General features: G+C 32.9%; 23 protein-coding genes. 10 read left to right on the forward strand and 13 right to left on the reverse strand.

Annotated elements, in window-relative coordinates:
• Nucleotides 1–84 precede the first annotated feature (84 nt).
• The 3 genes from msrA (at nucleotide 85) to U0D62_RS08325 (ending at nucleotide 1,610) form a co-directional block, all read left to right on the forward strand.
• A complete protein-coding gene (gene msrA, locus U0D62_RS08315; protein ID WP_322286803.1) occupies nucleotides 85–642 on the forward strand; it encodes a peptide-methionine (S)-S-oxide reductase MsrA in 558 nt (185 codons plus the stop codon).
• A 10-nt stretch (nucleotides 643–652) separates the two neighbouring features.
• Entirely contained in the window at nucleotides 653–1,249 is a 597-nt protein-coding gene (gene folE / locus U0D62_RS08320) for a GTP cyclohydrolase I FolE (protein WP_322286804.1), read from the forward strand.
• 61 nt (nucleotides 1,250–1,310) lie between these two features.
• Nucleotides 1,311–1,610 (forward strand): hypothetical protein, encoded by a 300-nt coding sequence (locus U0D62_RS08325; RefSeq protein WP_322286805.1) that lies wholly within the window; start codon nucleotides 1,311–1,313, stop codon nucleotides 1,608–1,610.
• Nucleotides 1,611–1,672: 62 nt separating this feature from the next.
• On the opposite strand, the gene U0D62_RS08330 is transcribed toward U0D62_RS08325, so the two are convergent.
• The 8 genes from U0D62_RS08330 to U0D62_RS08365 form a co-directional block, all read right to left on the reverse strand.
• Nucleotides 1,673–2,194: a DUF6787 family protein gene (locus U0D62_RS08330; protein ID WP_322286806.1), complete on the reverse strand. Its 522-nt coding sequence runs from the start codon at nucleotides 2,192–2,194 to the stop codon at nucleotides 1,673–1,675.
• 26 nt (nucleotides 2,195–2,220) lie between these two features.
• Complete coding sequence (locus U0D62_RS08335) at nucleotides 2,221–2,634, reverse strand: DUF6146 family protein (RefSeq protein ID WP_322286807.1); 414 nt, start codon at nucleotides 2,632–2,634, stop codon at nucleotides 2,221–2,223.
• Nucleotides 2,635–2,741: 107 nt separating this feature from the next.
• Nucleotides 2,742–3,635, reverse strand: a complete 894-nt coding sequence (locus U0D62_RS08340) for an arabinofuranosidase catalytic domain-containing protein (protein WP_322286808.1) — start codon at nucleotides 3,633–3,635, stop codon at nucleotides 2,742–2,744.
• A gap of 4 nt (nucleotides 3,636–3,639) precedes the next feature.
• Entirely contained in the window at nucleotides 3,640–4,152 is a 513-nt protein-coding gene (locus U0D62_RS08345; RefSeq protein ID WP_322286809.1) for a hypothetical protein, read from the reverse strand.
• A 175-nt stretch (nucleotides 4,153–4,327) separates the two neighbouring features.
• Entirely contained in the window at nucleotides 4,328–4,966 is a 639-nt protein-coding gene (locus U0D62_RS08350) for a DUF937 domain-containing protein (RefSeq protein ID WP_322286810.1), read from the reverse strand.
• Nucleotides 4,967–5,162: 196 nt separating this feature from the next.
• Nucleotides 5,163–6,113, reverse strand: coding sequence for a D-2-hydroxyacid dehydrogenase (locus tag U0D62_RS08355; RefSeq protein WP_322286811.1), 951 nt, complete (start codon nucleotides 6,111–6,113; stop codon nucleotides 5,163–5,165).
• Nucleotides 6,114–6,191: 78 nt separating this feature from the next.
• Nucleotides 6,192–7,256, reverse strand: a complete 1,065-nt coding sequence (gene serC / locus U0D62_RS08360) for a 3-phosphoserine/phosphohydroxythreonine transaminase (protein WP_322286812.1) — start codon at nucleotides 7,254–7,256, stop codon at nucleotides 6,192–6,194.
• A gap of 127 nt (nucleotides 7,257–7,383) precedes the next feature.
• Entirely contained in the window at nucleotides 7,384–8,448 is a 1,065-nt protein-coding gene (locus tag U0D62_RS08365) for an acyl-CoA reductase (RefSeq protein WP_322286813.1), read from the reverse strand.
• 66 nt (nucleotides 8,449–8,514) lie between these two features.
• Between U0D62_RS08365 and U0D62_RS08370 the strand changes: the two genes are divergently transcribed.
• The 4 genes from U0D62_RS08370 to U0D62_RS08385 all read left to right on the forward strand — a co-directional run bounded on the left by U0D62_RS08370 (nucleotide 8,515) and on the right by U0D62_RS08385 (nucleotide 11,405).
• A complete protein-coding gene (locus U0D62_RS08370) occupies nucleotides 8,515–8,865 on the forward strand; it encodes a 4Fe-4S dicluster domain-containing protein (RefSeq protein WP_322286814.1) in 351 nt (116 codons plus the stop codon).
• Between the two features lie 122 nt (nucleotides 8,866–8,987).
• Nucleotides 8,988–9,590, forward strand: coding sequence for an outer membrane beta-barrel protein (locus U0D62_RS08375; RefSeq protein WP_322286815.1), 603 nt, complete (start codon nucleotides 8,988–8,990; stop codon nucleotides 9,588–9,590).
• 149 nt (nucleotides 9,591–9,739) lie between these two features.
• The gene (locus U0D62_RS08380) at nucleotides 9,740–10,615 is read left to right on the forward strand and encodes an alpha/beta hydrolase (protein ID WP_322286816.1); all 876 of its coding nucleotides are present in this window, start codon (nucleotides 9,740–9,742) and stop codon (nucleotides 10,613–10,615) included.
• Nucleotides 10,602–11,405, forward strand: coding sequence for an alpha/beta hydrolase (locus tag U0D62_RS08385; RefSeq protein WP_322286817.1), 804 nt, complete (start codon nucleotides 10,602–10,604; stop codon nucleotides 11,403–11,405). Before U0D62_RS08380 ends, U0D62_RS08385 begins: the two co-directional genes overlap by 14 nt.
• Nucleotides 11,406–11,464: 59 nt before the next feature.
• Here the strand turns inward: U0D62_RS08385 and U0D62_RS08390 are convergent, their stop codons facing one another.
• The 3 genes from U0D62_RS08390 to U0D62_RS08400 all read right to left on the reverse strand — a co-directional run bounded on the left by U0D62_RS08390 (nucleotide 11,465) and on the right by U0D62_RS08400 (nucleotide 17,839).
• Entirely contained in the window at nucleotides 11,465–14,089 is a 2,625-nt protein-coding gene (locus U0D62_RS08390; protein ID WP_322286818.1) for a TonB-dependent receptor, read from the reverse strand.
• Nucleotides 14,090–14,319: 230 nt separating this feature from the next.
• Nucleotides 14,320–17,142, reverse strand: coding sequence for a TonB-dependent receptor (locus tag U0D62_RS08395; protein WP_322286819.1), 2,823 nt, complete (start codon nucleotides 17,140–17,142; stop codon nucleotides 14,320–14,322).
• 157 nt (nucleotides 17,143–17,299) lie between these two features.
• Nucleotides 17,300–17,839 (reverse strand): hypothetical protein, encoded by a 540-nt coding sequence (locus U0D62_RS08400; protein ID WP_322286820.1) that lies wholly within the window; start codon nucleotides 17,837–17,839, stop codon nucleotides 17,300–17,302.
• Between the two features lie 224 nt (nucleotides 17,840–18,063).
• Here U0D62_RS08400 and ychF point away from each other — a divergent pair, with 224 nt between their 5' ends.
• The 3 genes from ychF (at nucleotide 18,064) to U0D62_RS08415 (ending at nucleotide 22,542) form a co-directional block, all read left to right on the forward strand.
• Nucleotides 18,064–19,158: a redox-regulated ATPase YchF gene (gene ychF, locus U0D62_RS08405; RefSeq protein ID WP_322286821.1), complete on the forward strand. Its 1,095-nt coding sequence runs from the start codon at nucleotides 18,064–18,066 to the stop codon at nucleotides 19,156–19,158.
• A gap of 123 nt (nucleotides 19,159–19,281) precedes the next feature.
• Nucleotides 19,282–20,175 (forward strand): DMT family transporter, encoded by an 894-nt coding sequence (locus U0D62_RS08410; protein ID WP_322286822.1) that lies wholly within the window; start codon nucleotides 19,282–19,284, stop codon nucleotides 20,173–20,175.
• Nucleotides 20,176–20,355: 180 nt separating this feature from the next.
• Nucleotides 20,356–22,542, forward strand: a complete 2,187-nt coding sequence (locus tag U0D62_RS08415; protein WP_322286823.1) for a response regulator — start codon at nucleotides 20,356–20,358, stop codon at nucleotides 22,540–22,542.
• A 69-nt stretch (nucleotides 22,543–22,611) separates the two neighbouring features.
• On the opposite strand, the gene U0D62_RS08420 is transcribed toward U0D62_RS08415, so the two are convergent.
• Together U0D62_RS08420 and U0D62_RS08425 are read right to left on the reverse strand one after the other, a co-directional pair.
• The gene (locus U0D62_RS08420; protein ID WP_322286824.1) at nucleotides 22,612–25,065 is read right to left on the reverse strand and encodes an alpha/beta hydrolase family protein; all 2,454 of its coding nucleotides are present in this window, start codon (nucleotides 25,063–25,065) and stop codon (nucleotides 22,612–22,614) included.
• Between the two features lie 139 nt (nucleotides 25,066–25,204).
• Nucleotides 25,205–25,969 carry an alpha/beta fold hydrolase gene (locus U0D62_RS08425; protein WP_322286825.1) on the reverse strand — a complete coding sequence of 255 codons (765 nt, stop codon included), beginning with the start codon at nucleotides 25,967–25,969 and terminating at the stop codon, nucleotides 25,205–25,207.
• Nucleotides 25,970–26,024: the final 55 nt, after the last annotated feature.

Here is a 26,024-nt window from a genome sequence, read left to right on the forward strand (position 1 = left end):
CGGTACTAATGAAAAGTTAAAAAGATCGAATACAGATAAGTATATGTGTATTTTCGTCAAAAAGAATTTTTTTTTAACATTATTATGGGAAAAAATAGTCTGGAAATAGCGGTTTTAGCAGGTGGTTGCTTTTGGTGTACTGAAGCGGTTTTTCAACGTGTTGAAGGAGTTGAAAAAGTGATATCGGGATATACTGGAGGGACAATTAAAAACCCTGCGTATCGAGAAATTACTACTGGTAGAACAGGACATGCTGAAGCTATAAAAATTGAATATGATCCTTCTGTAATTTCATATAAAGAGTTATTAGAGATATTTCTAACAACTCATGACCCTACAACATTAAATCGTCAGGGTGCTGATAGAGGAACGCAATATAGGAGTGCTATTTTTTATGTTAATGATGAACAAAAAGAGGTCGCTGACCAGGTTGTGGCAGAGTTTGAAGAAAAAGAAGTTTTTGAAGACCCAATTGTTACCGTAATTAGTCCTCTTGTATCTTTTTATGATGCCGAAGATTATCATCAAAACTATTATAATCAAAATAGCACCCAAGGATATTGTCAATTCGTAATTAATCCAAAACTTAATAAATTACGTAGTACCTTTAGCCATAAATTAAAAAAAGAATTAGAAAAATAAAATAAATAGAATGCCTTATAAAAAATTTGAAGAGTATAATATAAAAGTAACAGAAGAAGTAAAAAGTAATTTTGAAGCTATTATAGATGGCTTGGGAGAAGACGTTACTAGAGAAGGAATCCTAAAAACACCAGAACGTGCGGCAAAAGCTATGCAGTTTCTTACGCAAGGATATAATCAGGATCCTGCAGAAATTCTTAAGGGAGCCATGTTTGCAGAAGATTATGATGATATGGTAATCGTAAAGGATATCGAATTATACTCATTGTGTGAGCATCATATGTTACCATTTTTTGGAAAAGCTCATATTGCATATATTCCTAATGGTCACATTGTAGGATTAAGCAAATTACCAAGAGTAGTAGATGTATTTGCTCGTAGATTACAAGTTCAGGAACGTCTTACTCATGATATTTTAGAATGTATAAATAATACGTTAAAGCCACAAGGTGTTGCAGTAGTAATTGAAGCTTCTCATATGTGCATGATGATGCGAGGAGTGCAAAAACAAAACTCTGTAACTACCACTTCTGGTTTTAGAGGACAGTTTGAAAAAATGGAAACCAGAACAGAGTTCTTGAGATTAATCACCTCTGACCTGACATAATTTTTTTTGGAATACTCTTTGCTTTATTTTTTGTATATTAATTGTAATCTTAACAACTTATATGGCAAAAGATAAATATAAAAAACTAGGGCTTAGTTTACTTTTTGATGGCCTTGGTATGGTTACCTATGTTATCCCTGGTATTGGAGAATTTGGAGATATAATCTGGGCTCCTATAGCAGGGTGGCTTATGACCAAAATGTATAAAGGTAATGCTGGTAAAGCAGCAGGAGCATTTACTTTTATTGAAGAAGCATTTCCAGGAACAGATATAGTACCTACATTTACAATAATGTGGTTGTATACCTATGTTTTTAAAAATGAAAAAACAAAAAACATTATTGATGTAGATCCTTCTTAATGATTATCAATATTATTCTTAGAATACAATTATCATTAATCTGGTTGATTAATAATTATTTATTAATCTTTAAAGAAACGAGCAAATCCCATCCTACTTAGCATTTTCTTTTCAAAATTCCAGAAAAATTTGAATTGTCCAAAAATCCAACCTACAATAAGAAGTAGTACCTGGTATACAGGAAATATTAATAAAATTCTGATAGGCCAATAAATCCATCCATTAGTAGTCTCTCGTGTAAAACCCAGAAATGAAATAATAGGGTCAGAAATCCTAGCTGCGGTTGATCCCGTAACTGCAAAAGCTATAAATATTGCAATCAGCTCCCAGCGGTAGTTTACTTTCCATTTTGTTTCGAGTTTACTAAAAAGCTTAAGTGTAATAAAAAGAAGAAAAGTAGATAGTAAAATGGTCAGAGCGGATACTAGACCTATATAAAATGTATCTGTTTCGGCGATACCAGTTTTTTTAAGAATATATTTACCTATTAGATATCCAGAAAAAAGTAAACTTACGAGTCCAAGTAGAGGAAAAATCAATTGCCAATCTGCATTTATTTCCCAACGATCTTTAAATTTTTGCATAGCGCAAAAATACAATTTAAAAAATACTATCCGCGAGTCACAGGAAACTTTTGCTTGTACTCTCTTTCAAAAAACAAGAAATAATTATATAAAAGATAATTTACTTCATATCCATAATGTGTACCGCGCTCATAATTGATTTGCTGGAGATATAGGTTTGGATTATATCGCTGTGGCTGAAGTACTCGTTGGTTATATTCTGTTACATATATCTGATTACGAATCTCTAAAAACTGTTCTGAATAGAAGCCTCTAGGAGGTTGAGTAACTAACCATGCATTGAATCCAGGTTCAATGATGATGATTTCGTATTCTAAGCTATCATTAGCAATCCTTAAAGTATCTGAGGCATTATCTGTAGAAGCTAACTTTTTATCCTGAGTAGTGGCACAACTATAAATCAATGCACCTAAAGCTACTATATATAAAATCTTTTTCATAACGTAAATAAATAGTAAAATACAAAAAAAGTCAAGATAACACTTGAGCTTTAACAATTTTTAGTATATCAATACTCAAAGAATAATACTTCAATTTTTTCAGACAGTTATAAATTCCAGAAGTTTATTTGATCTTCTTCTATTTCTTGAATATCTGTAGAGCTGATATCTGTGCTGTACATTATCAATTCTGTAAAACGATTGGTGGCAAATTGAGAATTATTTCCATTGGAGTATAAAATCCCAAAACCATTAGTAGCTGTACAGCGTCCGTTTGTGTAGTTTCCTGTTCTTATAACGGTACCATCACGACGAATAGTTTGAACAACATTAGCCCTGATAAATGAAAGTTGTTGCCATTGATTATTAGCATTACCAGCACTACGAACCCCGTCACAACAAATCCCTGAATCAAAATATATGAGATTATTGTTCCAGTTGGCGTGCGTAGACCACCGATTGGCATTTACACCAGGTTGTCGTGTTCCAAAAGTAAATTGGTTATTAGATGTAGTAAATAATACGGTTAACACAGAACCATTTATTCCAGCATTAGTTAAGATTTGTATACTGGTGTTGATATCTAACCGATCATTAGTACCATCTCCAAAAAAGTAAGGCCTTGTAGGATCTGTAATAAATCTAGGTTGAAAGGCGGCAGTATTTTGCACTGCATTTCGCCCCAAACCGCTTTGATCGTACCAGGTGACTACAAATACGTTGGCAGCACCTCTCCAAGCATCAATCGCAGCAACATCCACAATATCATTATCACCCCAACCAAAATCTTGTTCTGCATTATCGCTACTTCTTCTTAAGCGTATGATAGGGCCATTATAATCTGATTCAAGAACACGTAAAGAAAGTGCAAAACTTATAGAGTTGAGTTTTTCATCAAGAATATGCGAAGGTCTCATCGTTGGAAAATGATTGTACTGTGTGATTTGTCCAAAACCCAGGGTAACAAAAAACAGGAATATACAGAGTAATTGTTTTTTCATTACTTTAATTAGTTTTTAAATCACCAGTAACATGAAAAATATTGGTTGCAGTACAAACAATTCCTGCTCCGGCATCTAATCCTGCAGTTCTAAAACGTGAGAGTCTATTCTTAATAGTAACTCCAGCTGCACCAGATATTGTTACTTTTCCGTTTCCTATTTGGTAAATACTGATGTTGAAACCTATAGGTAGCCCAGTCGGGACAGTAAGAGTAACGTCTGTAGCACTGTTAAAAGTTAATATGTTTCCATTGTCGGCTTCTACAAGTGTATAGTTAGTTGTTTTGAGATCTACAGATGGTGATGTTAATAATTCTTTCCATTCTGTACCATTAAATGCGTATACCTTTTTTCTGTTAGTGTCAAAAACTAATGCTCCTTCTTGTATAGTAGCTGTACTAATAGCGTTAATGTCTGTAGTAGTGGCAACAGGAAGTCCCAACAGCGAATTAGCGTCAATTTGGGTCATACCTTTAATTGATAGTAAAAATAATAACAGGGATATGGTTTTTCTCATTATTTGGGGAGGTAGGTTTTAAAGAGTGATATTGTTTTTTTGATAGGTTTATATATTATGTCAGACTCATATAAACTTGACAAAAAACCTGTTGGAAATATATAATCCCAACAGGTCAGATTTTATGCAATAAAAATTGATAATAAATGTATTTTTATATACAATATTTGTAGGATTATTTTCCGAAAAGACCTCCTAGCAAACCGCCAAGACCACCTTTTTTACCACCGCTACTTAATAGCATTCCGGCAACATCATCAATAATACTTCCATCACCATCAGCATCGAGAAAAGATTCAATCAAGGATTGTTGTTTAGAACCTCTACCTCCTCCGGCAAGACTTCCTAGCATATCAGTTAATCCATTAGTATCACTTACATTTTTCTGTGAAGCTTGTTTTCCTAGTACTCCCATCAATATAGGTGCTGCTACTTTAAGTATTTGAGCAACAGATCCAGCATCAATTCCTGATTTTTGACTTAATGCATTCTCAACGGCGGGTTGTTTATTACCTAAAATATGTCCTAGAATACCTGCTCCATCATTAGTAACACTATCATCAACACCTCCATCAAATAATCCACCTAGGTTATCAAGAATATTTCCACCAGAGTGTTTTCCGGTTATCGCTCCTAGCAATCCAGATGCTCCATCAGGAGTAGATGCATTTCGTTGCATAGCGCCCATCAATACCGGCATAGCCATGCTTAATAAATCTCCTGTTTTATCAGAAGATTGCCCAGTTTGAGCACTTACACCATTAATAATTTGTTTGCCCGTTGGGCTATTTAAAAGATCTAAAATTCCAGACATGTTAGTGATTTTTTATTTTATGAATCTAAATTTACATCTTTTATTCTTAAGATTTAGAAAAGAATATTGTTTTATTTTAGGATAAAACGGATGAAAAGTAATTTTGTGCGATGAAATACATTGATCTTGCATTTTTTTGCAAAAAAAAGCATCGTTTCTATGTAAAAAAACGATGCTTTTTAAGAAGGTATATTTTCTACTTTAATATATCAATTATCTGATCAGCTAATTCCTGACCAATTCGATCTTGTGCCTCTCCGGTAGCAGCGCCAATATGTGGTGTTAATGATACTTTTGTATTCATTAATACTTTTATAGCTGGGCTTGGTTCGTTTTCAAATACATCTAATCCTGCAAAACCTAATTTTCCTTTCTCAAGAGCATCAATTAGGGCTACTTCATCAACTACACCACCTCTTGCAGCATTTACTATTCCAGCCCCATCTTTCATCTGCTCGATTTCAGATTTACCAATTACATATTCTTTTTGTGCAGGAACATGTAATGTGAAGAAGTCTGCATTTTTTAATACTTCTTCTTTAGAAACAGTTTTAATTTTAAAGTTTAAAGATTGTCCATCAAAAAAGTCTAATGGAATATCAACTTCTTCAATAAAAGGATCATAGGCAATTACATTCATACCAACACCAATGGCTATTTTTGCAGTAGCTTGTCCGATTCTACCAATACCAATAACTCCTAATGTTTTTCCTCTTAGTTCAATACCGCCAGCATATGCTTTTTTTAGGTTTTTGAATTTACTGTCACCTTCTAAAGGCATGTTTCTGTTTGAGTCGTGCAAAAACCTTACACTTCCATACAAATGTGCAAAAACTAACTCTGCAACAGATCCAGAAGATGCTGCAGGCGTATTGATTACGTGAAGTCCTTTTTCACGAGCATATGCAACATCGATATTATCCATTCCTACACCACCACGACCTATAATTTTTAGAGAAGGGCAGTTGTCAATAATATCTGTTCTTACTTTTGTGGCACTACGAACTAATAATACCGAAACTTCTTTTTCGTTAATATAGTTTACTAACTGATCTTGAGCAACTGTGGTTGTTAAAACCTCAAAACCTTGTTTTTCTAAAGCATCAATACCACTTTGAGAAACTCCGTCGTTTGCTAATACTTTCATTTTATTATTTTTTATATCATTTTCGGTATAGACCGAGAATTGTTTATTTTGTTTATTTTGAATTCTTAGAATTAAGTTTTATGCTTTTCTTTCTAAATCTCCCATTACATCTACTAGAGCAGCTACACTTTCCATACTCATAGCATTATATATACTTGCTCTATAGCCTCCAACACTTCTATGACCATTCAAACCATTAATTCCAGCTTCTTTCCACATAGCATCAAAAGTTTCTTTTAAATCCTCGTCTACTAATGAAAATGTAGCATTCATATAAGAACGATCTTCTTTTGCCGCAAATCCTTTAAATAGAGGGTTTAGATCGATTTCAGAATAAATAAGCTTGGCTTTCTTTTCGTTTAATTCTTCCATAGCTTCTAAGCCTCCTAGTTTTTTTAACCATCGTAAGGTTAACATAGAGGTATATACAGGAAAAACAGGAGGAGTATTGAACATACTACTTTTACTGATATGTACCTGATAATCTAACATTGAAGGAATCTGCCTATTAATTTTACCAAGAATTTCCTCTTTAACAATCACTAGAGTAGTACCAGCGGGGCCCATATTTTTTTGTGCACCAGCATAGATTAAACTGAATTTAGAAAAATCTAATTCTCTAGAGAAAATATCACTACTCATATCACAAATAAGAGGAACATTGGTTTTAGGAAAGTCCTTGATCTGAGTTCCAAAAATTGTGTTGTTACTTGTGCAATGTAAATAATCAAGTCCTTCAGGAATTGTATAACCTTTAGGGATATAATTATAATTAGTATCCTTTGAAGAAGCAACTTCTACAACTTCGCCTAAAAACTGAGCTTCTTTGATAGCTTTACTACTCCAGGTTCCGGTATTGATATATCCGGCTTTGGTTTCTAATAAATTATACGCAGTCATTAAAAATTGTGTACTTGCTCCTCCTTGTAGAAAAAGGACTTTATAACCTTTTCCTTCAAGTCCTAATAATTCTAAGGCAAGCATACGTGCTTCTTCCATAACGTCAACAAAATCTTTACTTCGATGAGATATCTCGAGAATAGAAAGACCAGAGTTGTTAAAATCTAATACAGCTTGTGATGCTTCTTTGAATACTTCTTGTGGTAGAATACAGGGGCCAGCGCTAAAATTGTGCTTCTTCATCAGTAGTTTTTATTGTTGTTAATTATTGCAATTTTATCATCTTTTCCTCTCCTTTAAAAAGCTTGGAAAAAACACCACAAAGGTGCTAATAATCTAAAAAAAAACCACTGTCAAATTGATAAATTATTCAACTAATTTTTGTTAAAAACTCAATAATATCAACACCATCTGCATAATCAGAAAGATTAGGACATTGTGTCTGTCCAAAATCAATGCTATTTTCTGTAAAATTATCACTTACAATACATTGTATTTTTTCGTGATCCTCTTTCAGCTTTTGCTGTAAAGCTTCTTTTGAGGTATAAGTTTCATAGAACAATGAAGCGATAGGAGAGGAGTAACTCTGATCTTCTTTAAGTATAAGAAAACCATTTTCAAACAATTTGAAATTACTCATAAGATATACCGCTTTATTATAATCATAGTTATTGGCATATTTAGCTCCTTCTATTATATGATTATACTTGTACATAGCTTTGAAGAAAGGATCAAAATCATACCCTTCTGGAATCATTATTTTTGATACATTTCTACACCCTAATCCATAATACCTAAAAATATCTTCTCCAAGAGCTTGAAGCTGATCTGTACTTTCATTACCTGTAAGTATTGCGACAGAGTTCCTGTTTTTACGTATAATATTAGGTTTATTACCAAAATAATGCTCAAAATACCTTGCCGTATTATCACTTCCTGTAGCAATAACTGCGTCAAAATCTGAAAATTTCTCTGTAGTAAATGTAATGTGGTCTTTTAATCTGGGTTCTACCGCTGTTAGATATTCTGCCAGGTATGGTAATAGTATATTATCACTAGATGACTGCTTAATCATTACTTTATGACCTGAAATCAAGACACTCAAAAAATCATGAAATCCTACTAAAGGAATATTGCCAGCCATAACTATTCCTATAGTTTTAGGTTGCTTCGGATCCTTCAGGTTGTATGGAGATACCCATTTTTCAAGATTTTCTTTAGATAGAATATTACCCCATTGCGTTAAGGAAAAGATAACATTTTCTTGAGTGAACCAACCGTTATGATGTTTTGCAGTTTGGATCTTATTGACCATTCCATCAAAAAAATCATCTGTGTATTTTATGGTGTTAACTATCTCAAAACCAGTAGTTTTGAATTGATTTAAAAACTTTCCTAATTCGGTGAAAGCAAGAATTCGATCAGTTAATACCATTTCTGATTTGTTTATCACTAGTTTACGAGTTATTTTTGTCTTGCAAATTTAGAATAAAAAAGAGCTATGGCAATTATAATAACAGATGAATGTATAAACTGTGGTGCTTGTGAGCCAGAATGCCCGAATACTGCAATTTATGAAGGAGCGGATGATTGGAGATATGCAGATGGTACAGATCTGGAAGGAGATATTGTTCTACCAGGTAGTGGTAAAGAAGTAAATTCAGAAGAGGCTCAAGAGCCAATTAGTGATGAAGTATATTATATAGTACCGGATAAGTGTACAGAATGTAAAGGGTTTCATGAAGAACCACAATGTGCGGCAGTTTGCCCAGTGGATTGTTGTGTTCCTGATGAAGATGTTGTTGAAACAGAAGATTTCTTATTACAGAAACAAGCCTTTATGCATAAGTAGTAGATTAAGGTACTTTATGTAAAAATCTAAAAAGCCTGTCTCTTTTGACAGGTTTTTTTATAGTCATTTTTTTAATTTTAGTATTTTCGTCTTTTTACAACCTCAAATCAAAACATGAAATCATGAAAAAAATAGTATTTTTTGCAATATTGATGGCTCTTTCATTTTCTTCTTATGGACAATATCGTTGGGAAATTTCCGGAGGAGCTACTTTTTCTAAATTAAATCTGGATAACACAGAAACAAGTAGTGGAACTGGTTTCTTTTTTAATGCAGGATACGGTTATGTAATGGGAGTACGTGCTAAAACCAGTATTGTTTTTTCGTTAGATGTATTACAAAGAAATAGCGAAATAGAAGGAGTAGGAGACGCTAAGGCACTTCAGGTTGGTTTTACACCAAAATTTAGATATTTATTTAATCGTGGAAAAGATCGTTTTAGACCTTTTATAAATGTTGGTCCCTCTTTTAGAGTAAATACAAATTTTGAGATAGGCTCGACAGAATTAGAAACGGATGCTTATGAACAAATTGTTATAGGTGGAGTGTATGGTGTTGGATTCTCACAAATGGTAGGAGAGATGTTTGATATTTTTGTTGAAGCAGGTGCAATGAATGATTTTATTGATAATCTTGATGACAGCGTTACCACAGGAAGTAGTAAGTTCTTTGATGTGTACGCTCGTGTTGGAGTTCGATTTAGAATATATGACGCAAGGCGTTAATATAATTAGTTATATCTAAAGATTTATAATCCTGCTTTCGCAGGATTTTTTTATGAAATAAAACTAGAAATTCTAAGTTAAAAGTTTAACAAATCATAAGTTCAATTTAATTTTTTGTAAATTAGTTATCTACAAAAGAGGATAATAACATGCCAAATTGGGGATATATAGCAATTATTGTTCTTACAGTGTATATTGCTGTAAGTGTGGCTTTGTATTATCTGCAGGAGTACTTCATTTTTAAACCTGAAAAATTAGATAAAGACTTTCAGTTTCATTATAATAATCAGATTGTAGAGGAATATAATCTTGAAACTAGAGATGGAGCAATTATTAACGGACTTCATTTTAAGGTTGAAAATCCAAAAGGAGTAGTTTTATACCTTAAAGGAAACTCTAAGAGTATTAAAGGCTGGGGTAAGTTTGCAGTAGATTTTACCAGGCATAAGTATGACGTAGTTATGTTAGACTATAGAGGATTTGGTAAGAGTACAGGAAGACGTTCTTTAAAAGCTTTAAAACGAGATCTTCAATTTGTATATAATAAGTTAAAAGAACGAGTAGAAGAAAAATATATTATTCTTTACGGAAGATCTATGGGATCTGGGTTCGCAGCAAAACTAGCATCTATAAACAACCCCAAAATGTTGATATTAGATGCTCCATATTATAGTTTGAGTAAGGTGGCTGGCAAGTTTATTCCCTTTATGCCTGTCTCTTTAATTATGAGATATCCTATACCCACTTATAAATGGCTTAAATATGTAAATTGCCCTATTCATATTATTCACGGGACTCAGGATAAATTAATCCCCTTTAAATCAAGTATTAAATTATCAAAGATAAGACCTAAACTTACCAGGCTCTATACTGTTATTGGTGGAGGACATAAAAACCTCAATAATTTTGAATCTTATCATAAAATGTTAGGTGAAATTATTAATTCTAAAATGAAACGCATAAATCTTTCTAATACCAGTTTAGGAGTAATGCACACTAAAAAGAAGATGAATGCACAAGCTTAAGAAATTTGTGTTATGGATTGCTGCGATCTATGGTGTTATTTCCTTATTACTGTATATATTTCAAGAACAACTTTTATTTCATCCAGAAAAGCTGGATAATAATTACACATTTCAGTTTGATTATTCTTTTGACGAACTTTTTCTTGAAACTTCTGATGGTGCAAAATTAAATGGACTTCATTTTAAAGTAGAAAACTCAAAAGGTGTAATCCTGTATTTTCACGGAAACAAGGGGAGTTTAAGACGATGGGGAAGTATTGCTACTTTTTTTGTAGAAAAACAATATGATGTGGTCATTATGGATTATCGAGGATATGGAAAAAGCCAAGGAAAAATGACAGAGGAATACTTGTATAGTGATGCCCAGCAATTTTATGAATATACTAAGCAGTACTACCCTGAAAATAAAATCAACATTTACGGAAGATCTTTAGGAACTGGAATTGCTGTAAAAACAGCTTCAGTCAATAATCCGGGTAATTTAATTCTTGAAACTCCTTATTATAATTTAGAAAACGTTGCCAAGAACTGGTTACCTATTTTTCCTGTTAAGTGGTTGTTACGATATAAGATTCCATCAAATGCCTTTATAAAAGATGTATCGTGTAGAACTACGATATACCATGGTACAAAAGATAAGGTGGTGCCATATGAATCCGGAAAGCAATTGTTTGATAGTATTTCTAATCAAAATAAGAGACTAATTACTGTAGAAGGTGGAGGTCATAACGATCTGATTATGTATAGAGAATACCTGAAAACGATAGATGATATATTAGAGAATCAATAGATGAAGAAAGCGTTATACCAAATAGGTATAACGCTTTATATATATCTGAAAATCTTGTTTTAGAAATTAAAGTCCAATCTAGCATAATAATATGCTCCACCAAACCCCATCTGAACTGCATCCCAATATCCACCAGCTTCGGTTTCCCCATCAACCTGTTGATCTGGATATTCATTGAAGATATTATTACCTCCTACGGTAAATCTAAGGTTATCTGTTAGTTTGTATCCTAGATTAAGATCTGCTGTAATCTTAGCACCATAAACATCTTCGGTATCAGCAAAATCAATCAATACAATCTCACTAAAATGAGTAAGCCCAACTCCTGCATTAAACTTTTCTTTACTATAGTTCATGTTTAAAGTGAATTTGCTATCTGGTGCAGAAGCTAATAAGAATGCTCTTTCTCTTTCTCCAAAGAAAGTTGCTTCATCAAGAGCACCATTATTAATGTCTTCTATGGTCATATTATTGATGTTTCCTGCAAGTGTAGCAGACAAATTACCAAAATCATAATTTCCTTTCCAGGATATTATAAGATCTAACCCTACTGTTTCAGTATCCACACCATTGGCAAAGAATTGTGCTTCTGCTACGTTAGGAATCTGAGGAGCAGCAAAAGTTCCTGTTAATACAATTCTGTCTTTTACGTTGATATAGTAACCATCTAAAGTTACAGTAAAGTCTCCTAGGTTTGCACTAGCACCAAAAGCAGCATTTATTGCTGTTTCTTCTTTTAATTGTTCTATCCCAAAAGAAGCTGTAACGGGACTGTTATTTGCCGATAATAATGTTTCTGTAGCAACTCCACCTTGAAAATCGGTAAATCTTAGATTGTAGTATATCTGTGCTAATGAAGGAGCTCTAAATCCAGAACTCACAGATCCTCTTAAATTAATACCTTCTGTAACTTTTGCTCTAAAAGCCAATTTCCCGTTGATTGTGCTTCCAAAATCACTATAATTTTCGAATCTGGCAGCTGCAGCAAGTAAAAAGTTATCTGTAAAATCCAATTCGGCATCTGCATATACAGATAAATTAGAACGAGAACGATCTACCTCGTTAGAAGGACTATATCCAGGGAAACCTTGAGAACCACCAGGTCGTAAATTACCAGAATCAGGATCTATTGGTTGTGTTTGGTTTGCAGGATCTGTAATAGGTAATCCATTTACATCATAGGTAGCATAAGACCCTTCTTCTCCCGCAAAAATGATAAAATTCTCTGTTCTATATTCTGCTCCTAAGGCAACATTAAGTCCCTTCATAATATTAGGATGATATTTTGAGAAATCTAAGTTCGTTGTGTTTTGACTTAAACTGTGCCCTCCTGCATCAAAATCAGTAGGAGAGGATTCTTGCAATGACGCATTAAGAGTTCCTTTAATAAAGTAATGAAAGTTATTCTTTCCCCAAGTATTGTTAACATCAATTTTCCATCCACTGGCTGTTTCTGTTCTAACTCCAGCCGAAACAGAGTTGTCTATAATATTAGAAGTAATTCTAGGAGTAAAACCATTAGGAAATATTGAAGTAACCACTCGTTCTCCGTCATTTCTTGTAAATGCAAAAGCATCTGTATCACGATAATTTCTTCCTCCAAAAACGTATAATTCGGTTTTTTCTGCTAAAGGTACTGCAGCGTTTACAAAAAAGTTGAAACCATCAATTGCAGCTTCTCCAAATCCTCTTCTAAAATCAAACCCAGGTCTAAGGGTTTTATTTTTACTTAAATACTCAGCTGTAAAATTAGCATAACCACCTTCTCCAATTTCTACACCATAATTTGTTGTAATCTTTACTGATCCTCCATCAAAATTTTTATCATCCGCAATACGATTACCATCATTTTCTGTATCTAAGCGATTGCCATCAGTATTTGGTGTTCCGGCAGGAAAATCACCTTTGGCATTAGTATTATATGCTCCATAGCTAATACTACCAGTAAGTTTATTTACATTATCTTTTAATACAATGTTGATTACACCTGCAATAGCATCAGAACCATATTGTGCGGCAGCCCCGTCTCTAAGAACTTCAATTCTTTTAATCGCAGAAGCAGGAATTGCATTAAGATCCGTACCAGAATTTCCTCTTCCTCTTGTACCAAAGATATTGATCAAAGAAGATGAATGCCTTCTTTTTCCATTAATCAATACAAGCGTCTGATCTGGTCCTAATCCACGTAAAGTTGCCGGGTCAATATGATCAGCACCATCAGATCCTGATTGTTTATTAGCATTAAATGAAGGAGCAGAATATTGTAAAAGTTCGTTGATCTCTATTTTACCACTTTTGGTAACAACATCTTGCATGTCGATAATATCTATGGCTACGGGAGTATCTGTGGCTGTTCGTTTTGGACTCCTTGAACCTACAACAACAATAGTGCTTAAAGCTTCACCTTCTAATAATACAACATCGATTTTTTCTTGAGTTCCAACTTCGATTTCTTGAGTTTCAAAGCCTATAAAACTAAATACTAATGTTGCATTTTCATCTACTGCAATAGAGTAATTACCTTGCTCATCGGTTGTAGTTCCTTTTTCAGAACCTTTTTCTAAGATATTTACATACGGTAATGGTGAACCCGAAGAATCGGTTACAGTTCCAGTGACAATCTGCTGACCATACGACCAACTACATGCCAATAGTGCGAATAAAATGAGTGTGAGTTTTTTCATCTAAGTGTTTATTTAAATTGATTTGTGACTTTAAATATATTTAAAAGCATATTATTTAACATAAAGTATTGAGGTAATTTTAAATAAGTTGTAAACTACTTGTTAATAATATTGTATTTATGTTAAAACCATATAATCGAGTAGAAATAAAAAATCTCAGAGGTTTATCCTCTGAGATTTTAAAAATTTAGATGTTTAAACTCTATTAAAAGAGTTGTCTGTTTATTTAATTAGAATTTATAGTTTAATGATAAATTAAACAGTGTACCTAACTGGCTGAAATGATATCCGTCATATGACATTTGAGAATACCTACCATTAAATGTTATAAGGTTGAAAGCTGTTTTTTCTGCAGCTGGATCATTAAGCACAGCATCTCCTGTAGGTGTTAAAGACTTGAATTCCCATTCTGGTAATACGTCCAGAATGTTATTAACATTAAGTGCAATAGTTATTTTATCGGTAGCATTATAATTAATGCCCAGGTCTGTTACTACCTTTGTCATAAATTCTACACTTAGGTCAGAACCACCATCACTATCTGCTGGATCTCCACCTACAAGTCCTTCTAAATCTTGTAACCCTTGATTTCTGAATTTTGTTGGGCCAAACAGAGTATTATTTAAAGAAAAACTAAATTTTCCGATATCGTAGTTAGCACCTAGAATTGCTTTATACTCTGGGCGAGATGTGAAAAATAAAGCTTCTTGCGTATCATTTACAACAGATTGCCCTGCATCTGCAACGAGTTGAGGGTTATTAACTGCCCCATCTCTTTCGTTTTCTATCGTATAATTACCAGATAAACTAAGATTAAGCCTTCCTGGTCCTATGTTTATGTTTCGATAATTAGCAACTACATCAATTCCAGAGGTTCTTGTGTCAATTGCATTAACAAAGAAACTCACATCTGATAAGTTATTGTCTAGTAATACTTGGTCCAAAGGTGTGTTACCTGCTGCTGTAGCTCCTATTTCGGTACTTAAAACAATTCTATCATCTACCTGGATATTGTAGTAATCTACAGTAACATTAATATTTTTATTAATTTTTGCACCAAATCCTATGGTAAAGTTTGTTGATTCTTCAGCATCTAATTGAGGGATGGATAGTAATCGTGCTTGTGGAGAAACATTATTTACTAAACCACCTACCTGGATTCCTTGGCCTGGAACAAAACTAAACTGTGCTCTTTGCGTATAGATCTGATGTAATGTTGGTGCTCTAAATCCTGTAGATAGTGATGCTCTTACAGTAAATTTATCTTCTAAGAATTTATATCGAGAACTTAATTTCCATACAAAAGCCTCACCAAAATCACTATAATCTTCTAATCGAATAGTTCCGTTTACTAAAAAGTCTTCAGTAATATCAGCAGAAATATCAAAATAACCACCAAAATTGTATCGATTAAATTTTCCTGAATTCTCTGGTCTGTTTCCTGCAAAAGAATCGGCTCCACCACCATCATAAGAAGCGAGATCTCCTTCGGTAATTTCAAATACTTCAGTTCTAAATTCGGCACCAAAACCTATACTAATCTGATCTGAAATTAATTTGGCAATATCAATATTTCCTACACTATGTCTAAATTTTGTTCCTCCCGGATCAAATGAGATAGGGCTATTTTCGCGATATAACTCTGATCCTTCAGTAAGTTCTCCAGGATCTACAATGCCATTATCATTAGCATCTACCCAGGTCGAAGGAGATAATACAGAGTTTCTGTTATGTGAGTTGTTTACTGTATATTCCTGTGAATTTCCACCGGTAGTATAACTAAGATCATAATTCCATCCGTTCTTTTTGGTTTTAAATCCAATAGTTGCGTTATAATCATTAAGATCTCCTTCAAAAGTAGGAACATATCCTATGTATTCTCCATTAGGTCCATTTGGAAAAAAATCTGCCAGGTAAGGAAAATCAGCTTCTGTTCTCCAATATGGAGTTCTATAATTAGCAAAACTATTTACTTTCTTATATACATAAGCAGCATTCATATATACTTCTGTATTCTCATTAATATCATAACCTCCGTTTACCAAAAATTTAGCTGCAGAAGTTTCAGGAGATCCATTAATGTTTCCTGCATCAGGAAATAAATTTAAAAAAGCCTGTACATCCGCTATGTCAGCTCCAAAATCAGTAGCTTCTCCAAGTGCATCTACAGTTCCAGGACGATTTGCCAAGTTTACCTTAGAGAAATCTACGGTATAATTAAAAAAGCCTTTGCTATCTCCTATAACAGCTCCATTATTTAAACTGATCCCTACTGTTTCTCCATCACCCTCTGAGGTAACACCTGTTCTTAATGTTACAGAACCATCACCTGGATTATCTTTAAGAATAATATTCATTACACCAGCAATGGCATCAGAACCATATTGCGCAGAAGCACCATCTCTTAATATTTCTACTCTTTTAATGGCATCAGTTGGTATTGCAGAAATATCAGAACCTGTTTCTCCTCTACCTGGAGAAGTTTGAGTATATAAAAGGGCACTTAAGTTTTTACGTTTTCCATTAATAAGAATTAACGTTCTACTTGGCCCCATATTTCTTATTTCATAAGGATCCAATAATGATGTTGCATCATTAACAGGGGTTTGAACAGTATTGAAAGAAGGTATTTTATACTGTAGCGCTTTATCAAAGGTAATTTGACCGGTTGATGCTAATTCTTTTGCAGGTAATACATCAATTGGTAAGGAAGAGGTTGTGTTACTTCTAGGTAGGGCTCTGGAACCTACTAGTAGTACTTCTTCTAGTTGTGATCCACTGGAGAGAGTTACATTAATTGTAGATTGCGAGTTGACCGCTACTTCTTTGGATTCAAATCCTACAAAACTAAATACTAAAGTCCCTTCGGGGTTAACTTCAATACTATAAGATCCGTTGAAATCTGTTGTGGCACCATTACTGGTACCTTTTTCGACAATGTTTACTCCAGGAAGAGGAGTCCCTTCGGCATCGGTGACTGTTCCGGTTACGGCTTGCTGCGAATAAGACATAGCAATGCATAGCCCAAATAAAATGAGTGTGAATTTTTTCATGTAATTAATTTTAATAAGTTGGTGGGTTAAATTTATCTAAAAATAATTGTTAATTAACATGAATTTTCACACAATTTTTAAAAGCAATAAAAAAGCCAGAAGTAAATCTGGCTTTTTTATGATAAAATATTAAAAGGATTTAGATCAATTATATTATCTAATTTGCTTTGTATGTTACGCTTATTACTTGATCCGTATTTGTATCATACATTTCTACAATAAAATTTTTTTCTTCATCAAAGTGACCAATAACGTTATCTTTTTCTCCCTGATTAACAATGTAATATCCGTTGCTTAATCGACGAGCTTTAGCGACTTTACTTCCATTTTTGTCAGTAAATGTAATGATATAGCCTTTTCCATCTTCTACCATAGAATACCCTTCTGTAGTAGAAGTTGCAGAATCAGAGTTTTGAACAACTACTTCATCATCGGTATAAATAGCAGTTTGATTTGTTTTTCCTTCATCTTCGGGATTTAATTTAATTTTATTCTTTTTAGTGATCACTTCTTCTTTTTTGATCACTTTTTCCTCTCCATTAGGTCCTTTAATGCGAATAATTTTGGTTACTGTTTCTTTAGAAGAATTTTCTTTTGGAGTAATACTCTCTTCAGTTTTTTTCTCTTCGGATTGTGCATAATTCATATTAACACAAACCATAAATAATGCTGTGATTAGAATTTGTAAAGTTCTCATTTGTGTATTTTTTGGTTATCCAAAATTACAAAAAAATGATAAGTTGCTTTTTATCGTAGTACATCCATACTGTAAAGAACATTTTTAATATGATTTTATTGATCTGTTTTTTTGTTATGAATCTTATGGTTTTGCATTTGTGTACTTTGTATGAATACCGTTATCTTTGCACTCTTAAAAAATGGAATAAGGTTTCTTATTTCAATTATTATAATTTGAATACTATGAAAGCAGGAATTGTTGGATTACCTAATGTTGGAAAATCTACTTTGTTTAATTGTTTGTCTAATGCAAAAGCACAGAGTGCTAATTTTCCTTTTTGTACAATCGAACCTAATATTGGGGTAGTTAATGTACCAGATCCGAGATTGAAGAAATTAGAGGAGCTTGTGGATCCTGAGAAAGTTATTCCTGCTACCGTAGAAATTGTAGATATTGCTGGATTAGTAAAAGGAGCAAGTAAAGGAGAAGGTTTAGGGAATCAGTTCTTAGGAAATATTCGTGAGACAGATGCTATTATTCATGTACTTCGTTGTTTTGATAACGATAATGTTGTTCATGTAGACGGCTCTGTAGATCCTATACGAGATAAAGAAACTATTGATATTGAGTTACAACTAAAAGATCTTGAAAGTCTTGAGAAAAAGCTGGATAAGGTAAAACGAGCTGCAAAAACTGGTCAGAAAGAAGCGCAGAAAGAAGAGGCGGTTTTATTAAAGCTTAAAGAGGGATTAGAAGCGGGATCTTCTGTTCGTGCAATAGAAATATCCGACGATGATCGTGTAGCCTATGTAAAACCTCTTCAATTGATTACAGATAAACCAGTGCTATATGTATGTAACGTGGATGAAAGTGCTGCAGTTGATGGAAATGATTATGTTAATAAAGTAAAAGAAACTGTAGCTTCTGAACATGCAGAAGTAATTGTTTTGGCTGTTGGTACAGAAGCAGATATTACAGAGCTTGAGGATTATGAAGAAAGACAAATGTTTTTACAAGATATGGGGCTTGAAGAACCTGGATCCTCAGTTCTTATACGTGCAGCATATAAATTATTAAATCAACAAACATATTTTACGGCTGGAGTAAAAGAGGTTCGCGCCTGGACAGTTAATATAGGAGCAACAGCTCCCGAAGCGGCAGGAGTAATTCATACTGATTTTGAAAAAGGGTTTATTCGTGCAGAAGTTATTAAATATGACGACTTTGTCTCTCTTGGAAGCGAAGCTAAAGTGAGAGAAGCTGGTAAATTGGGAGTTGAAGGAAAGGGTTATATAGTAAATGATGGTGATGTAATGCATTTCCTTTTTAACGTCTAAAAAATATATACAAATAAGTTATAAGAACCTCTTGATATTTTTGTCAAGAGGTTTTTTTTTTGGATATCGTAATTTCAGAATAAAACAGTAATGGTTACAAATACGTAGGACTATTTTTGGCGAATGAAATATTCTAAAACCCTTTCTTCAGGAGTAGTATTGGCAATATTAGGTGTAGTTTTATTTTCTGCCAAAGCCGTATTAGTAAAACTAGCGTATCAATACGATATAAGCTCAGAACATTTGTTGCTTTTTAGAATGCTATTTTCTCTACCATTTTATATGATTATTGCTTTTATGAGCACTCCTACATCTCCTGAGAAAATAGAAACAAAAGATTATTTGTGGATTTTGTTTTTTGGTTTTGTTGGATACTATCTTGCTAGTTATTTTGATTTTTTAGGGTTACAATATATTAAGGCGGGACTAGAGCGTATCATCTTATTTATATACCCTACATTGGTTATTATATTGTCAAAACTCTTTTTTAAAAAAACGATAACCAAACGACAACTTATTGTCATCCTGTTAACTTATATTGGCGTTATTGTTACTTTTTGGGGAGAATTGCAATTAGATTCTGATTATTTAGAATTAGGAGTGTTTTTAATATTTCTAAGTGCTCTTACCTATGCCACATATTTAGTTGGAAGCGGATGGTTGATCCCTAAATTTGGTGTTGTAACTTTTACGTCATATGCGATGATAGTCTCATCACTTTGTATAATTATTCAATATTTGGTTTTTGATAGAGGAGATATCTTTTCTTACCCAATAGAAATATATATACTCGGCATTACTATGGCTATATTTTCAACGATTATACCATCATATTTGGTATCAGCAGCAATTGCAAAACTTGGGGCTTCTAATTTTTCGATTATTGCCAGTTTGGGGCCAATATCTACCATTGTATTAGCTTTTTTTATTCTAGGAGAACAATTATCAGGGATTCAAATGATCGGAGCGGCTATTGTAATTTATGGAATATATATGATCTCAAAAAAGAAAAAATAATGACCTCTATACTATTGGTTTTTACATCTTTATTGAATTATTTCCGGGCTTTCTCCCATATTTTTAGTAAATTAACTTCTGAAGTTAAGATGGTATGGGGCCATTTTACTTAGTGAGGGGAATAGCAATAGCGCTATATTCACAAGAAGATACACAGGATATTCTATAAAAATATTCACTTTGAGGAAACTATTAATAGTCACATATTGTATAGGGTATGTTACTTGTACTATAGCTCAGGAAAAAACAAAATTTCCTGTTGTTGATAGTATTCAGGTTTTGGTTGATAAATCAAATCAACTAACCTATGAGTATAAGATTAAAGAATCGATCGAATATGCCGTAAAAGCTGCTAATTATGCTCATCTGATCAATAACAACTACTATAAAGGTCAGGCATATTATTTAATGGGGTATAACTACAATACGCTGTTGGATTATAAAGCAGCCGAAGAAAATTTTAGAAAATCTTTAATGTATGCAGAGATATCTCAAGATTCGTTATTGATTCTTTGGAGTTATAATGGACTCGGAAATGTTTATTCTGATGGGTATAAAGATTTAAAAACTTCGTTGCATTATTATGAGAAAGCTAAGTATTTAGGAGAAAAATTAAAAGCTCCGGATGAATATATAACTCCAATTATTAACCTTGCCTGGACTTACATAGATCGAGAAGAACCTGATAAGGCTTATCCATATCTGGTTGAAGCAGAATCATTATTAAAAACTTTAAAAGATACAATAACTACTTGTGAGATTACATATTTACGAGGACGCTATTATTTTAATAAAGACGAACCTGATAAGGCACTAGAGCAATACAATAAAGCTATTAAATCTGCAAAAGAGAAAAATTTGACTTTAGAATTGTCTTATTTGTATGAAGCTAGATCAAAGTTGTATGAAAGTATTAAGGATACTGATAAAGCTTATTCAGACCTTAAAACATATTATCATTATAAAGATAAGTTATATAACGAAGAAAAATTATTACAAATTGAAAACACCAAAATTCGTTTTGAAGTAGATGAGTATGAAAGAGAATTGATTGCTGCAAAAGGAGAAAAGGAGTATCAGGCAGGCATAGCTAGAAATAATAGAACAATTAATATAATTGCAATTGTAAGTCTGATTTTTTTATCGGGTATCGGTTTTTTCTTTTATAAAGGATATAGATCCAAGAAAAAACTTAGTGATGTGCTTAAGGATAAGAATGATCAACTATTTAAAGCAAAAGCTGAAGCCGAAAATCTGGCTCAGGTAAAATCTCAATTTATTTCCACAGTAAGCCATGAATTAAGAACACCATTATATGGCGTGGTTGGGATTACTTCACTTTTATTAGAAGATGAAGATGTTTTGGAAAAACATAAAAAATTACTAGGTTCTTTAAAATTTTCAGGAGATTATTTATTGAATTTGATTAATAACGTTCTTCAGATTAGTAAAATTGAATCTAGGAAAATGGAGTTGTCAAAAACTCCAACAAACTTGTTCAAACTATCACAGAACTTATTAAATTCTTTTGAATATCAGGCAAAAAGTAAAAATAATGAGCTTATTCTAGAAGTACCAAATGAGCTTCCTGAAACCTTAAACGTAGATTCTCTTAGATTATCAGAAGTTTTAATTAATCTGATAGGAAACGCTTCTAAATTTACTGAAAACGGTAAAATATGGTTGCGTATTAAAATCCTTTCTACTACAAATGAAAGTATACATATACGTTATGAAATAGAAGATAATGGACTTGGAATTCCTGAGGATAAGAAAGATTTTGTATTCGAAAAATTCTCTCAGATTGATAGAGAATCTAATAAATTAGAAGGAACAGGGCTAGGTCTATCTATTGTGAAAAACCTTCTATTGATGATGGATAGTGATATTAACTTGGATAGTAAAGAGGGAAGAGGCACTATGTTTTATTTTGATCTTAATCTTGAAATCATTGATGAAAACGATGAACTTGGTGTTAATGGTACTGAAAATGAAAAAACACAAGTGTACAGAAGAATATTAGTAGCAGAAGATAATAAGATTAACCAGATTGTAACTAAAAATTTATTAAACCTTATTGGCTATGACTGTACCATTGTAGAAAATGGATTTAATGCAATACAAATGGTTAAAAAAGAAGATTTTGATCTTATATTAATGGATCTTAATATGCCTTATGTTAATGGTAATGAGGCAACCAAGCGAATAAGAGAATTTGATCAAACTACGCCTATTATAGCACTAACAGCAGCAGAATTAGGAGAGGTTAGAGATGAATGTATGGCCATAGGAATGAATGATATTATCAATAAACCTCTTAATAAGAACGACTTAAGAGATATTATCGTCAAAAATTTATTGGTTTGAATTCCTTTTAAAAAAATAAAAGCCTCTAGACTAGATCTAGAGGCTTTTATTTTTAGAGCTTAATGTATTTTAATTAGTTCCTTCGGGTTTGATTTTCTTTTTGTTCTTTACATATTTTTCTAGCCATTGATCTTGTTCCCATAATAAATGAAATATAGATTCTTTAGCTCTATACCCGTGACTTTCTTTGGGTAACATTACTAACCTTGCGGTTGCCCCCAAACCTTTTAAAGCATTAAAATAACGTTCACTTTGTAAAGGATATGTTCCAGAATTATTATCAGCTTCGCCATGAATTAATAATAAAGGTGTTTTCATTTTTTCAGCATGCATAAAAGGAGACATTGTATAATATACCTTAGGCGCTTCCCAATAACTACGTTCTTCGCTTTGAAAACCAAAAGGAGTTAAGGTTCTGTTATATGCACCACTTCTGGCAATACCAGCAGCAAACAAGTTGGAGTGTGATAGTAAATTTGCTGTCATAAAAGCTCCATAAGAATGCCCTCCTACGGCTACGCGATCACGATCAATATAACCAAGTTTATCTACAGCATCAATAGCAGCTTTACCGTTAGCAACCAATTGTTTTCTAAAAGAATCATTAGGTTCTTCATCTCCTTCTCCTACAATTGGAAAAGAAGCACCATCTAATACAACATATCCTCTTGTAACCCAATAAATCATAGATCCCCAATACGGGTACGTAAACCTGTTAGGGTTTGATGTAGATTGAGAAGCACTGTTTTTGTCCTTAAACTCTCTTGGATACGCCCAAAGAATCATAGGCATTTTTTCTTTTTTAGAAGTGTCATAACCGATAGGAAGATAAAGAGTTCCAGAAAGATCTAAACCATCATCTCTTTTGTATTTGATAACCTCTTTATGAACATTTTGAATTCCGGAAAAAGGATTTTTAAATGCTGTAATTTGTTTAAGATTATTCTTTTTATTAATATTTCGAATATAGAAATTAGGGTATTCACTAGGAGATTCAATTCGTACAAGAAACTCTCCTTTTTTTAAATCAATAGCATCATATATGTTTTCAGCCTTATCTGTATATTCTGATTGATAAATCCTTGTTGCTTTATTAGATTTTAAATCAAATTTGTCAATAAATGGAAATTGCCCATTTTTTGTATAACCAGCTCCAATCAGATACATTGAGTTTTTTTCGATATTGATTACAGAATAACCATACTCATTTCTTACATACACTGGATTTCCAGGGTCATTATATCGATCCTGATAGTTTCTATCCTGAATGATATTAGGTTCTTGATCAGGTTTAGCTGGATCAAATACGTAAGTTTTTGTGTTTCTTGTATTCCACCAATAGTCATAGGCTAAAGCCAGTTTATTATTATTAGTCCAACTAATCCCAGAATATCGATTTATAGTTTTAAGAATCGAGGTTGGAGCATCAGTAAACGGTGCTTTAAGTTGAAATACTTCATCACGATACTTGGTTTCTATTTTAGGATCCCCTTTATCTAACGCTTCTGCCCATATGATTGTTGATGGTTGATCAGTACGCCAGGTCATAGATCTTTTACCTACCCTTGTTGCCATAAAGCCTTTAGGTCGCACTTCGTCTAAACCAACTTTGTTGATGGTTTTTATAACTTCTCCATTATTTTTATGAAGCTTAGTTTCTTGAGGAAAACGTCTGTAAGGAACAAGATAAGAAAATGGTTTTTGAACCGATGTAACCATTACATATTCTCCATTAGGAGAAAATGAAAATCGCCCGTACATAGCTTCGGGTGCCCATTTTGTTATAGTACCATCAGTTGTAACTTTATGAATTTCAGAAATGGCTAATTGCTCAAAATTATATTCATCATTAGGGTTTTTTAAAAGATCCTGATATGTTCTGTTTTGAGCCTTGGTACCTTCACTCATTGATATTGTTGGCCCTGTAGGGATTGCTTCTTGAGTATTAATAAGTGTTTTTTTGTTTTTGGATAAAAACTTAACCAATAAAGCAGAACCATTTCTAAACCATTTAAAAGGAGAACCCATATTGGCATTAAGTTGTGCGTCTGTAACTTTATGTGCTTTTACCTGCTTAACATCAAGAATCCATAAAGAAACACCATCAGATGTGGTATTTGTAAATGCAGCTTTACTCTGATCAGGAGACCAGGTTAAATAGGCTATCCTTGATTGATCTGGTAGCCCCTGTACTTGAATGGCTTCTTTATCAGATGTTTTCTTAATCTTAATATTGTTATAGTAAGTAATTCTACTAGAAATATTGGTTTTAGGATTAATTCGTAATCCTGCAAGACGCATTTCTTTTTCTGATAATTCTGAAATGGTTTTATATCCATCTCTGTAAAGGAAAATTAGGTTTTCTCCCAGGTCATCTATTCTTACCGAAGGAGCCAGAGGAACATCTGCAAGGTCTAAAATTTCTTTAGGAGGCTTTTGATATTCAACACTTTCTTGTGCTTGAATATGTGATGTCGTAAGTAATACTAATAGAAATAAAAAGATTGATTTGATGAATTTCATAATTTAGAACGTTAGGTTTTATAGGGTTAAGTATATTGTTTCTTTATAAGAGACAATTAAGATCTGTGTGTTGTACTCGTTACAAGTTTTTAAATAATTTAATAGAATTATAAATTTTATGATTTCTTTAACGATAATTTTATAAACTGAGTAGAAAATCATTAGTCTTATTTACAATAAGATCTGGAACTTCTTTATGAGGAGTATGACCAACGTTTGGGATTAGCATTGGAGTAGATATCCCTCCTGTATTTCCTACAATAGAGTGTACTTGGGCTATAGTACCGTATTCATCTTTTTCTCCTTGGATAATTAATGAAGGGCAAGTGATTTTTGATAAATACTCTTCAATATTCCAATTTTTAAAATCAGCTGATAACCAGGTTTCTGCCCACATTCTAAATACTTCATCAGTTTTTACTCCGTGATATTTGGAAAGCTTTTCTTTGAGATTTGTATTTTGGTATGCTTCTACTGCTTGTCTGATTCCTGAAAGAGTTTCTTCCTCTACAAAAACGTGAGCACCTTCGGTGATAATACCTTTGATTTTATCAGGAAATAAGGCTGCAGTTAATAGAGCTATACTCCCACCATCACTATGGCCAAATAATACGATGTTTTTAAGATCTAATTGATCAATGATTTTTGCTAGTACTATAGCTTCATTCTTTAAATAATCCAGTTTTCTGGTTTTTACTTCAAAAGGAGCTGATTGTCCATATCCTTGGCGATCATAAGAAAGAACATTATATCCAGTAGCAGATTTTATTTTTTCTGGAAAATCTCTCCATAATTCTATACAACCTAATGAGTCGTGTAAAAAAACGATTGTTATTTTGTTAGAATCTAATAGCTGAGGATTTTGTGAAAATTTAATTTGACAAGAATTGATTATACTATTCAAAATGAAGAATTAAAGATAAATAAAACCCAAAAATACCTTAAAGTCTTAACAAAAT

The sequence above is a fragment of the Aquimarina callyspongiae genome (genome assembly GCF_034322225.1).
Lineage (GTDB): Bacteria > Bacteroidota > Bacteroidia > Flavobacteriales > Flavobacteriaceae > Aquimarina.